This is a genomic window from Bacteroides xylanisolvens (assembly GCF_018289135.1).
Classification (GTDB): Bacteria; Bacteroidota; Bacteroidia; order Bacteroidales; family Bacteroidaceae; genus Bacteroides; species Bacteroides xylanisolvens.
In genome coordinates, this window is the sequence record NZ_CP072216.1 from 3,608,772 (window position 1) to 3,622,472 (window position 13,701).

5 protein-coding genes and 2 pseudogenes are annotated in these 13,701 nt (G+C 39.8%); 3 read left to right on the forward strand and 4 right to left on the reverse strand.

Annotation, left to right across the window (positions count from 1 at the left end; translation table 11 throughout):
• Positions 1-67 precede the first annotated feature (67 nt).
• Together INE92_RS15390 and INE92_RS15395 are read left to right on the forward strand one after the other, a co-directional pair.
• Positions 68-1,354 carry an IS1380-like element ISBf12 family transposase gene (locus tag INE92_RS15390; protein WP_009040242.1) on the forward strand — a complete coding sequence of 429 codons (1,287 nt, stop codon included), beginning with the start codon at positions 68-70 and terminating at the stop codon, positions 1,352-1,354.
• 1,316 nt (positions 1,355-2,670) lie between these two features.
• Positions 2,671-3,879, forward strand: coding sequence for a hexokinase family protein (locus INE92_RS15395; protein ID WP_008017924.1), 1,209 nt, complete (start codon positions 2,671-2,673; stop codon positions 3,877-3,879).
• A gap of 236 nt (positions 3,880-4,115) precedes the next feature.
• Here INE92_RS15395 and INE92_RS15400 read toward each other — a convergent pair whose 3' ends face one another.
• Complete coding sequence (locus INE92_RS15400; RefSeq protein ID WP_195436761.1) at positions 4,116-6,110, reverse strand: glycoside hydrolase family 97 protein; 1,995 nt, start codon at positions 6,108-6,110, stop codon at positions 4,116-4,118.
• Positions 6,111-6,223: 113 nt separating this feature from the next.
• Positions 6,224-6,556 (reverse strand): annotated as a pseudogene (locus tag INE92_RS15405) (1,4-beta-xylanase); the annotation flags it as partial.
• A gap of 141 nt (positions 6,557-6,697) precedes the next feature.
• Between INE92_RS15405 and INE92_RS15410 the strand changes: the two are divergent.
• Complete coding sequence (locus INE92_RS15410; RefSeq protein WP_008026658.1) at positions 6,698-8,212, forward strand: SLC13 family permease; 1,515 nt, start codon at positions 6,698-6,700, stop codon at positions 8,210-8,212.
• Between the two features lie 62 nt (positions 8,213-8,274).
• On the opposite strand, the gene INE92_RS15415 is transcribed toward INE92_RS15410, so the two are convergent.
• On the reverse strand, positions 8,275-9,561 hold the full coding sequence (locus INE92_RS15415) for a histidine-type phosphatase (RefSeq protein ID WP_195436762.1): 1,287 nt from the start codon (positions 9,559-9,561) through the stop codon (positions 8,275-8,277).
• 70 nt (positions 9,562-9,631) lie between these two features.
• Positions 9,632-13,657: pseudogene (locus INE92_RS15420) on the reverse strand (hybrid sensor histidine kinase/response regulator transcription factor).
• Positions 13,658-13,701: the final 44 nt, after the last annotated feature.

Sequence of the window (13,701 nt, forward strand, 5' to 3'; positions counted from 1 at the left end):
TTTTGCCATGTCAGAATTTTCACTTATCTTAGTGTTGCAAAAAAAACAAGAGAATCCGACGATAGACATGGCGAAGATACAAATTAAATCTGAGAGACTCACTCCTTTTGGGGGATTATTTTCAATCATGGAGCAATTTGACTCCACATTATCATCTGTAATCGACTCAACCCTCGGTCTAAGGTGTAGATCGTTCGGTTATCAGTACAGCGAAATCATCCGTTCTCTCATGAGTATCTACTTCTGTAGCGGTTCATGTATTGAGGATGTCACTACTCATTTGATGAACCACCTCTCGCTTCATCCGACACTTCGCACTTGTAGCTCTGATACTATCCTCAGGGCGATAAAGGAGTTGACGCAAGAAAACATTTCATACACATCAGATATGGGCAAGACCTACGATTTCAATACGGCTGACACTCTCAATACTTTATTGCTCAATTGTATATTTGCATCTGGCCAACTGAAAGAGGGTGAGATGTATGATGTTGATTTCGACCATCAGTTCATAGAGACAGAGAAGTATGATGCAAAGCCTACATACAAGAAGTTCCTTGGTTATCGCCCTGGCGTGGCGGTTATTGGCGATTTGATAGTCGGTATAGAGAATAGCGATGGTAACACAAATGTTCGTTTCCATCAGAAGGACACGCTGAAGAGGTTCTTTGCGAGATTTGAACAGAATGGGCTCACTATCAATCGCTTCAGAGCTGATTGTGGATCATGTTCCGAGGAAATCGTGGAGGAAATAGAAAAACACTGCAAGTCCTTCTATATCCGTGCTAACCGCTGCAGTTCGATCTACAATGACACCTTTGCTCTCAAAGGCTGGAAAACTGAGGAAATCAATGGCATTGAGTTTGAATTGAACTCTATCCTTGTTGAGAAGTGGAAAGGTAAGGCATATCGACTTGTGATTCAAAGACAGAAACGGATGGATGGTGTGCAGGATTTTTGGGAAGGAGAATACACATACCGTTGTATCCTGACTAACGACTATGATTCTTCCGTAAGAGAAATTGTCGAGTTCTATAACCTTCGTGGAGGAAAGGAACGTATCTTCGATGATATGAACAATGGTTTCGGGTGGGACAGATTGCCCAAATCCTTCATGGCAGAGAACACAGTGTTCCTTCTTCTTACAGCACTTATCCGTAACTTTTACAAGGCCATTATTCAAAGACTTGACGTAAAGAAGTTCGGGCTCAATGCAACAAGTCGCATAAAAGCGTTTGTCTTCAGGTTTATCTCTGTACCAGCCAAGTGGATCAGGACATCAAGGCGGTATGTGCTGAACATCTATACCTGTAATAATGCTTACGCAGATGTTTTCCAGACTGATTTTGGATAATGCCTACAACTTATGGGAATGATATTGTGTATTGCCTCAAGTCACATTGTGGGGTAAGGGGATATTGTAGGCAGAAGTGGGTGCTTCAAGTTCAAATTATCTGCAAATTCAGTAATGAGAGGACGTGTAAACGCAATAAGGACGTTCAAGGGCTTAGTTGCGGATTTGAGGCAAAATAAAAACGCTCAGGGCAGGTTCCTGCAAACGATTTTCAATTTTCATTTCTCATATTCTCATAGTAAATACAATAACTATATATAAATCAAATGCATAACACTATGAGAAATACTATTCAAAACGGCATTTCTCATAGTATTACCAGCGTTTTATCCATAAAACAACGTATTTCTCATAGATTTTCATCACTTTCAAAAACATTTCTCATAGATTTTCCAAGCGATTCCAAATACTTTTTTACTTGTTTTGCAGAGTATTCAAGTTATTCTTCGACAAAACCGTAATAGTTAGCATGGACTGCAACGAAACACGCAGTAAAAAAAGAGTCTACTACAAGGCAAAGGAAGCATCAGACTATTATGAAGTCAAGCCAAGCTAGAGATGTAATCAGGTAATACTTAAATAATAGATTATAAAATGGACATGCGGAGTATAAAGAGTAGACATTAGCATATTTATGTATAAGCAGCCATATCGTTCCACTAGAGTGGAAAGGTCTGTGCACTAGAGTAGACAGTACCGTTCACTAGAGTGCAATGATCTGCCCACTCCAGTGAAACGATACAAATACTTATAGCAAAACACAACAATGATTAGGATAAAATATAAAGGGATAAGGAGAACTTAATACAGGAAAGCAGTAAAGTAAGGCAAGGTAATTGCTTTATAAAAAGTTACTTATATAAAAAAGGAAGAATAACAATCAGTCCGGAAAAAGACTGGGAGGAACAGAATGACGACCACAAAAAACAAGAAATAGAGAAAATGCATAAAAGGAATATGAGAATAAAAAAAAAGTCTATGAGAAATACACTATTTTCAGCATAAAAAGCTGGTAATATTATGAGAAATGCCGTTTTGAAAAGTATTTCTCATAATATATCTATTTGATTATCTTTCGTTTATCGAAAAACAATGAGAATATGAGAAATGCAAGTGAAAAATAGGCGACAGGAGAAAGTGTGCGTAAGTAAACTGAATTCAGCATTTTTTTAAGAAAGAGCAAAAAGGAAAAGAGCAAAAAGAAAGAGATAAATCCAGGAATCCGATTGGATCCATATACCGTATACCTAACGAGCAAAATTCCTCTTCAGTTGTTATTCATACATAAACATATTCTATACAATAAAAATAATATCATGGAGAAAAATATTTTTCAGTTAGATAATGAGCAGCTCAAAGAAATTGCTCGCTCATTTAAAGCGAAAGTAGAAGAAGGTTTGAATACTGAAAATGCAGAGATACAATGCATTCCCACTTTCATCACTCCAAAAGCAAATGGTATCAATGGCAAATCATTAGTACTCGACTTGGGAGGAACGAATTACCGGGTAGCAATCGTTGACTTCAGCAAAATGCCTCCCACCATTCATCCTAACAATGGTTGGAAAAAAGATATGTCGATTATGAAAACTCCTGGTTATACCCGAGAGGAGTTGTTCAAAGAAATGGCAGATATGATAACCGGAATAAAACGGGAAAAAGAGATGCCTATTGGATATTGTTTTTCTTATCCGACAGAGTCCGTCCCAGGTGGAGATGCCAAACTGCTGCGTTGGACCAAAGGAGTTGATATAAAAGAGATGATCGGAGAAGTTGTTGGAAAACCTTTGCTCGACTATCTGAATGAAAGAAATAAAATCAAGTTTACGAACATAAAAGTGCTCAATGACACTGTTGCTAGTTTATTTGCCGGACTTACCGACAGTAGTTACGATGCGTATATAGGTCTGATTGTAGGAACAGGCACCAATATGGCAACTTTTATTCCGGCTGACAAAATTAAAAAATTAAATCCGTCACATAAAGTAGATGGATTGATTCCCGTCAATCTGGAATCCGGCAATTTTCATCCGCCGTTCCTCACTGCAGTAGATAATACAGTGGATGGAATCTCCGGGAATCCGGGAAAACAACGTTTCGAAAAAGCTGTATCCGGTATGTACCTGGGAGATATTCTAAAAGCAACTTTCCCATTGGAGGAGTTCGAAGAAAAGTTTGATGCACAAAAGCTCACCTCTATTATGAACTATCCCGATATTTATAAGGAGGTGTATGTAGAAGTAGCACAGTGGATATATAGTAGATCAGCACAGTTAGTTGCAGCTTCACTGACAGGGCTTATCATGTTGTTGAAGTCATACAACAAGAATATACGAAAAATTTGCCTGGTTGCAGAAGGCAGCCTTTTTTGGAGCAAGAACAGAAAAGACAAGAACTATAACATGATTGTCATGGAAAAATTACGGGAGCTTTTCAGTTTGTTTGGTTTGGAAGATGTAGAGGTTGATATCAAAAGCATGAATAATGCCAATTTGATAGGGACAGGTATTGCGGCTTTATCCTGACACCTCCCTGCCTATCATCGTCATTACAGGGTGATCCTCCCAATCGACTTGCTTATAAGAATCTGACAGGAATGTGCCAGAACTCTCTTTTTAATGTAATAGCCCTCGCTACAGATAGTTGTAACGAGGGTTATTCTTCGTTTATAAAGATTTGCACGCACCCTTATCTAACCTATTGCAGATATATCAAATCTATTTCAAGATTTAATAGACAATGTAGTGTGTAAAGTGGTTGTTTACTTAATCTTCAAAGCAAAACCACCTCCGGGTGCCAAATGAATCTTCAACTTACTGTCATTTTTTATCCGGATGGATTCACATTTATAATCACGCCCGATCCGGTGAGCATTTGCTCCGTCTTTAAACAATGTAGCGTCATACGTCTTACCACCCAGGAAAGAGCAATCCACTTCGATATCACGTGCCGTCCAATCGGTGATTCCACCTATATACCAGACATTTCCACTCCGGCGAGCTGTTACGATATACTCTCCCATCTTACCATCAAGCACGATACTTTCATCCCACACTGTCGGAACATCAGCAATAAATCCTGTTGATTCCGGTTCGCGCATATAGTTGCTCGGCGTATCACACAACATATTGAAAGGAGATTCAAATACAACATACAGAGCAAGTTGACGGCAACGAGTTCCCTGACTCATCGGTTCTGAATTGCAAGGATAATAGTTACCTTTCGAAGCATTGCGCATCGCTCCTTGAGTGTAGTCCATCGGACCGGATACTTGACGAGTGAAAGGAATCATCACGTCATACTTCACCTGATCCACCGAAGCCGGACTCCATTTCATCTGTTCCAGACCATTGACACCTTCAAAGTTCAATACATTCGGGTAAGTACGATTCAAACCGGCCGGTTTGTGCGTTCCGTGCAAGTCGAGGATCAGTTTGTATTTAGCACACATTTCGGCAGCCCGATAATTGAATGCAGTCATAAGCTGATCGTCACGATCCATAAAATCGACCTTAAAACCTTTTACTCCCATGTCGGCATAATGACGGCAAACGTTCTCCATATCACGCTCGAAAGCATAATAACCGGCCCAAAGAATGATGCCTACATTTTTGGAGGCTGCATAATCTACCAATTCTTTCAGATTAATCTCTTTCACCACTTGCATCAAATCCGCTTGCAGATTTACCGCCCAGCCTTCGTCAAGTATCACATATTCAATACCGTTTGCAGAAGCAAAATCAATGTAGGCTTTATAAGTCGGATTATTTACTCCGGTCACAAAATCAACGCCATCCAAATTCCAAGCATTCCACCAGTCCCATGCTACTTTGCCGGGTTTGATCCATGAAAGATCTGTCAGACGGGAAGGGGCAGCCAATAAATAGCTCAAGTTGCTTGCTGCCAAATCCTTATCGGAAGTGGTAACAATGCTCATGCGCCACGGGAAATTCCGGGGTTTATCTACTTTGGCAATGTAAGCTTCATGCTCTTTCACCAACATTTGAAGTTGATTGTGTCCGCCTTGCACCATCTTCTTGGGGTATGGAGCGAAACGTCCCGTCAACCGATTTTCTCCTTCAATAGCAGACAAATAGAGGCCGGGATAATTCTCCAAATCGGATTCTGTGATACAAACCTTAACGCCTTCTCCGGCATCCACGACTAATGGCAAAAACATCAAACGTTTTTTATTCAGCTTCGATAATGGATCGGTAGTATAAGTATTTTCGAAGGAATTGAAATATTGAGAGTCATAATCACCGTCTTTTCCTGTTTTTACATAAGGTACAGAAGCTACCATATCGGATGGGAAATGATAATCTACTGTTTCATCTACCACGTTGAAAGGTTTCTTCGCACGGCTGACAAAGCGGTAAGCAATACCATCATTGTACGCACGAAACTCGACATTCCAGTCTTTTTTAAACCGAAGAGTCAGTTCATTATAGTGGTCTCTCAATTCACTGGCACGATAGAAAGGAGAAGGAATCATCTGATCTACTTTTTTCCCGGAAGTGCCGGACAACTTTGCTTTCTCTCCCCAGACTTCTCCGTTATCCAATGTCATCGAAATCGGAGAAGGAGCAAGAATCTGCCGTCCGTTACAGCGGATGTCATAAGTCAGCTTATCACCTACGGTAATCGTCGTTTGAAGCTTTCCATCCGGAGAGTTCAAAGTAAATTGTTTTTGCGCTTGTACCGTAAGCGTACATGCGACAATACATAAGAATAATAAAATCTTCAGTTTTTTCATGGTTTTAATTATAGTAGTTATCAAATTATAGAAGAACGATACAAAAATAAAATAATATAGTATAGCAACCTATATGAAAACTAAAAAACAGAGATAAAAAAGAATACGTAATTCTATTTTTTTCCTGTCAGGGATTGAATACAATCGACTTCTTCCTGCTGATAAGGTACTCCGGTAGGACGATAGATATCATGAAACCATAATTCCGGTTCTTCACCCGACGGAATGACGTCATCCCAGGCAAAAATAGTATTTGTCTTTCCTGCAACAAATCCCCAATTGATGGCGCCTACCTTTTCTTTTTTCATCAAAGGAAGAACATTACAAAAGCGGCTGTCATTGCGACGGGCCATATATTCGGTACAAATCAACGGACGGTTAAGCATCTTTAAAAATTTGATACATTCGCCATGCCGTTCCTCATTATCGTAATTATGATAAGAGACAGACTACCTAATATCCATATTAATATCTTCAAGAACATCACAATCCAAAAGAATTATAAAAAACTTCTCTCGTTGATTTACGAGATATAGAATAAAAAGTTATTTTTGCACCGTTTTTTAATTTTATCTTAAACTAGTATTATGTACAAGATTTTTCACGGCTTCCATCTAGTGGAAGCTTATCAGGACTTAAAGAAAGCCAAACGGTTGGCAAAAAATCAGACAGTGGCCAGATGTATAAAGCTAACCGTAGCTATTACCCTGTCCCTTATTTTATGGCTCCTCCCTATTGACACATTTGGTATAGAAGGGTTAACAGTTATAGAACAAAGACTTATTTCTATCTTTATTTTTGCCACACTGATGTGGGTATTCGAGGCTGTCCCTGCATGGACCACTTCCGTATTGATTGTCGTTTTATTGTTACTCACCGTTTCCGACAGCAGCTTATGGTTCCTTACTCAAGGAATCTCGACAGAAGAATTGGGACAGACAGTCAAATATAAGTCCATTATGCATTGCTTTGCCGATCCAATCATTATGTTATTTATTGGTGGGTTCATACTTGCCATCGCAGCAACCAAAAGCGGATTGGACGTATTGTTGGCACGCGTCATGCTAAGACCTTTCGGAACCCAATCACGCTATGTACTATTAGGATTCATTCTTGTTACAGCTGCATTTTCAATGTTCCTTAGCAACACGGCTACAGCTGCCATGATGCTCACTTTCCTAACTCCTGTATTAAAAGCACTTCCGGCAGACGGTAAAGGAAAAATAGGTCTGGCTATGGCTATTCCTGTAGCTGCTAATGTGGGTGGCATGGGAACTCCTATCGGCACACCGCCCAACGCAATTGCCTTAAAATACCTGAATGATCCGGAGGGACTGAACCTGAATATCGGTTTCGGAGAATGGATGAGTTTTATGTTACCCTATACTATTATTGTATTGTTTATCGCTTGGTTCATACTTTTACGATTGTTTCCCTTTAAACAAAAAAATATTGAATTACAAATTGAAGGTGAAGCCAAAAAAGACTGGCGTTCCATTGTGGTTTATATCACTTTTGCTATCACAGTCATACTTTGGATGTTTGACAAGGTGACGGGAGTAAACTCTAATGTAGTAGCTATGATTCCGGTAGCCGTTTTCTGTATAACGGGAGTCATCACCAAACGCGATCTGGAAGAAATCAGTTGGAGCGTACTCTGGATGGTAGCCGGCGGCTTCGCCCTGGGCGTTGCTTTACAAGAAACCGGACTAGCGAAACATATGATTGAAGCTATCCCATTCAACACATGGCCTCCTGTATTAATGATTGTCGGCTCCGGACTTATTTGTTATGCTATGGCTAATTTCATCTCACATACAGCTACGGCAGCATTGCTCGTCCCCATCCTAGCCATTGCAGGAAGCAGCATGCGTGAGAACCTATCTTCCTTAGGTGGAGTAGAGACTTTATTGATTGGAGTGGCAATCGGTTCATCATTAGCAATGATATTGCCTATCAGTACTCCTCCCAACGCATTGGCACATGCCACAGGCATGATTCAGCAAAAGGATATGGAAAAAGTCGGAATAATCATGGGAATCATCGGACTGATATTGGGATATACCATGTTAATCATCCTTGGCTCCAACAAATTATTATAAAAAATACTCTTTCGATACAAATAAGCCCTGTGAGAAGCAATCATTCTTACAGGGCTTTTTTGCTAATCAGTCTTACTTGAAAACCTGGAAAGAATCTCTTTTGATATTGCTATCCGTTGTTTCAGATAGTGGCAGACTTCTTCCCACCGATAATATGGGAAAAAGGATGTGACCACCGGAATGGTTACTTCTTGCTCATTCAAAAGTATTTTGACCCAGACTTGACAGTTCTTATCACGATAAAACACCCATTGCACATTAGCTGCCATCGGAGCAATTTCATAATCTTTCCAATAAATAGATACGGAATCAGGTGATGCTATCTGTATATCCGTTTTTCCTATACCCATCAATGCTACAAAAGGAATGACAGTCTCTGCATGCGCAAAACGAAGATCCACCCGATTGTCCGATTGCCCGTTAATTGCCTGCTCTGTCGTTTGAATAAACTCTGAAAGTAACGGCCATGCAATTGCAACCGGCAACATATTTCCAACTGGCGCTGCACTTTTAGTCAGATATTGCCGCAAGTTTTGTGTTTGCCAATAACCATACCATTCTTTATCATTGAGAATACCTTTCATATTAAAAGATAAGCCTGTATCAGGAAGTATAGCTGCTATTGAGAACAAAGCCATGACAAACTCCCGTTTTTCCTGTTCTGTTTCTTGTCCTGAGGTGAGAAAAATCCTTTTCATGACAGGTGCAAAAACTATCTTATCTTGCACAAATGATTCATACAAAGAAATCCAGTCACCTTTCTCTTTATAATAAACATAAGGCTTGTTCAAATCAAAAAAACGAAGAAGTGGATTATATTGCTTTCCTGCACTTTTCTTTATTACCAATGAGGAATCCTGTTTTTCCATACCAGAAAGAAAAGCATCCATACTACTAATACAACGAGGAATATAGGAAGCTATCGCTTCAATTCGCGCCGAATCTACAAATATTTGAGGATAACGCAATAGCATACGCTCTGCTATCCCCTTTTGTTCCTGCTCTCCTACTGCCGACAATTCTCCCCATTGTCCTTCGAAAGCTTCGGATAGCCGTAATACCGTAGCAAGCAGTTCCTGACCTTTTACAGTCAATCTTTTTTCCTGCTCCGCCAATATAAGTACATTTCTAACCTTCTCTAATGCTCTTCCCGAAGTCGGGAACCGTGCTCCGTGCCTTCCTAAATGATTGATATAAAAAGGAACCATACCATCATGATTCAAAACAGATAGATTCTTTATAAAAGGATACGGCATAGCCGTTCCCGCATATTTCTGAATTGCACTTTGCCCGAATAAGAAAGTTATAGGGAAAAGCAGACCAGCTAAAAATATCAATATTGCTTTCATCCGGCAGAATATATATTTGTTTGCCAAACATAACAACCGGACATAGAACAATGTTTATATACGCCACCTACTATTTCTCATTTTTTAAATTGATTGCCGGATAAGATCCTGTCTTTTCCGACTCTCCATACTTGCTCGGACTTACACCATAATATTTTTTAAATACCTCACGGAAATATTTCGCATCCGAGAACCCGACCATATCGGTAATTTCCGCTATTGTATATTCGCCCTGCTTTAGCAATTGTGCAGCATGTTGCAAACGTATCATCCGGATATAATCAGCCGGAGCATAACCTGTCAAGACCTTTAATTTATTAAAGAAACTCGTACGACTCATGTGATGGCGACTGCTAAGCATTTCTACATTAAAATCCGGATCCCCCATGTTCTTCTCTATACATTCCTTGACCGAAGCTATAAATTTCCAGTCCAAAGTATTAGTACAATTAACCGGAAAATTCTGTTCTTCCTCTTCGATACTATTATAAACCTGACGGAGCAAAGCACGATTCGCCAGTAAATTCTTAATCGTTGCCTTGAGCATTCCTACACTGAAAGGCTTGGTGATATAAGCATCCGCTCCGATTTCCAGCCCTTCGAGCATATTCTTCTCGTCTCCCAATGCTGTCAGCAAAACGACCGGAATATGAGACATCTCAAGATCCCCTTTTATCGCTGAACAAAGTTCATCTCCGCTCATTTCAGGCATCATTATATCGGATATAACAAGATCCGGATTAAATTCCCTAATTATGATTAGTGCATCCTTTCCATTCGGACAAGCCTGAATATTATAACTCGTCTTCAGCATATCCACCAGATAATTGCGCAAATCATCATTATCCTCCACTATCAGGATACGTTGTAAGGAACTGTTTATCTGGAATATCTCCATAGCCGGCAAATCAGAAATACTACCCGGTATGATAGTCTCCGGACGTTCATCCGGCAGCTTGGGAGAAATAAATTTAGCTTTATGAAGATGGCTATTTCCTTTCGGGAAAGTTACTCGTACACAAGTGCCTTGTTGTTCATTGCTCTGAATCTAAATCTTGCCTTTATGTAATTTGACTAGTTTGTATACCAACATCAGCCCTATTCCGCTACCTGTCACTTTTAGATTGACAACATTACTACCTCTAAAACAGTTCCTGAACAATTTCTTCTGTTCGCACGAAGGAATACCAATTCCCGTATCTTTCACCTCAATGCTCCACGTGTTTCCTTCCTCGCAGGCGGAAATGCAGACACTACCTTCTTCAGGTGTATACTTCAATGCATTCGACAAGATATTTTTCAAAATAGATCCCATTTTGTCACTATCAAACCACACATTCAGATAGTCAAAATTGCTTTCATAAACAAACCTGACATGTTTCATTTCAGCATATTTGCGAAAAGCGGCACAAACATCATTCATAAAAGTATTCAGCTCATACTCGGAAACATAAAGAGTGGATGAATAGACATCTATCCGTTCGAAATTTATCAAGTTCGTTGTCAACTGAAGCAATGTATTTACATTCTTAAGAGCCATATTCATATGGGGTAACGCCTGTTCGGTCACCATACGATTTTCTATGACTTCCTCCAGCGGAGCTTTTATCAACGTAAGCGGCGTACGTATGTCATGAGCCGTATTAATGAAGAACCGTGTCTTCTCATCCGACACTTTCTTCTGCTTTTGCAACATGATGATACGAAAGATGATAATCATAACCAATACCAACAGAATTGCATATCCCACCATAGCCCACAAACTGGCCCATACCGGAGGTGTTATAACAATCTGAATATTCCTTGTCTCATAAGTCTTATACTTCTCTTCATTGGATACGGCACGAATTTGTAACGTATAACTGCCAGGAGGCAGATTTCTGACAAGAATCCGGTTATCCTGACTTGGACGACTCCATTCTTTATGATAACCATCAATTTTCCATGAATAAAGAATGTTAGAAGGATAATCATAATTAATGGATGCCACATCAAGGGAAAATGTATTTTGTCCGTAAGCCAGTTCCAGCCGGTCAGTTTCGTCAATGTCCTTCTTCAAAGGAGATCCGTCATCACCCGGATAAACAGGATGATAAGCAATCATAAAATCACGTAATAACAGGCGTGAGTAATGCGGTTCCGGTATCTGTATATTTGTCGGGAACTTAACTGCACCTTCATTACCGCCAAAAACAAGTGTGCTTTTATTCCAGGCGGTGGCAGAACCTGCATTAAAATTGACACTCATCAATCCTTGTTCCCGTGTCCAATTACGAAAAGAATGTTTCTGGGGGGAATAGATTGTAATACCGGTTTCCGTACCCATCAGAAGACTCTCGTCCTGACGTGGAAGAATTGTATAAATATTGTCAGAAATCAACGCACAGTTATCAGTACGATATTGATGGATAAACTTTTTCTTATTAATGTCATAAACAAGAAGTCCGGCTCCACGGGTACCGATATACAGGATACCGTCTTCTCTCTGGTATAATGCACATATATAGGGAGACTCAATAGGCAGATCAATATACCGGTAAACTCCGGATTCCTTATCAAGCAGGTAGAGTCCCATTCGCGTACCAATCCACATCAGCCGGTCATCCTTCTCCTGAATGGTAGTAATAGAACTTACTCCCGGATATAAACGTACATTTTTAGTCTCAAGATTGATACGCTTCAGATGATAATATCCACCGGACCAGATATCACCTCCCGAATCTTTTTTAATGTCATAAATATATTGGTCGGGACGTACTCCTGCAATGGCAGCAGGAGAAATATAAGTTACCTTAAACCCTTTCTTCTTCTCTATCTTGTAAATACCCGATGTATAACCACCAGCCCACATTACACCGGGAGAGACTTCACACAGCGCTAAAAAAATGTGATTCTCATCATTCGGTACCGGATCAAAGGAACTAAAGAAGGAACGCCATTCTTTTGTATCAGTCTGATAGAAACTGATACCGTTACTGGTTGCAAACCAGAGGTCACCGTCACTATCCTCCACCACATCATGAACCTGATCGTTCACCAGTGACCGGGTATTACCAAGAGAATGTCTTATCAGGTCATAACTTCCATAACGGTTGTTACGGATTGTAATGCCGGTGGGATAATTTGCAAGCCAGATGCGATCTTCTTCATCCACATAAACATCATTAATATTATTTCCATTCATCCCGTTATAACTGCTATAATCAGCTGTTATATAGGGTTCACTCATGTATGTATTCACATCCAGCTTATATACACCTTTTCCCCCAGTAGCCACTAGAAGTTCATGAGCGTTTAAAGCAGCAATCTGGTTAACCTCTACATGATTGGGGAATTGACAAGAGATGATTTTTCCTGTTCCCCCCATGTCATATATAAGTATTCCCTCTTTATAGTTTCCCACAAATAACTGTTTTGAAACAGCATGGTAATAAAGTTCATGTACCGGAGCGATGCTTTCCACCGCTTCATCAGGAACCACCTTTAACTTCCCCTCTTCTATTCCGGCACGAAATAAACCACTTCCCGTACCTATAAAAAAATGATTACCATCTGTCTGTTCAATGGTAGTTATTTCGCCGTTGACCGGCACCGACATATTTAACACTGTCCCGGTATGGGTATCATACCAGGTAATGCTATCTTTACAGCACAACCATATACGGTCATTCTTGTCCAAATAACCATAATTCAGAAATGCTTGCGACTTATTTCTGATCAGCTCCGGATGTACATAAGCCAGTTCAAACTTGTCATGTTGCGAATCATACCTAAAAATACGACCTTTCTGACCAATTACCCATAATACATTTCTGTTGTCCATATAAAGCCAATTCAAGGCAATCCGTGAATCCAACGTCATGTTATCGTCTGAAAAGTTGTAATGCTTGATATGTTTGCCATCATAACGGTCTATCCCTTCTTGAGTCAGAAACCACATATACCCCCGTCGGTCTTTTTGGATATGGTATATTTTCTGATTATTCAACCCGTCTTCCAGTCCTATGTACTTATAAATCTGTCCCTTGCTTACAGTACAATTAATGAGAAGAAGTACAAACAAAAAGAATCCTCTCATTTTTACAAAATTACTCATGTCTTTCACTAATATTCAAAAAAATACTCTGCAAAAATATGAAA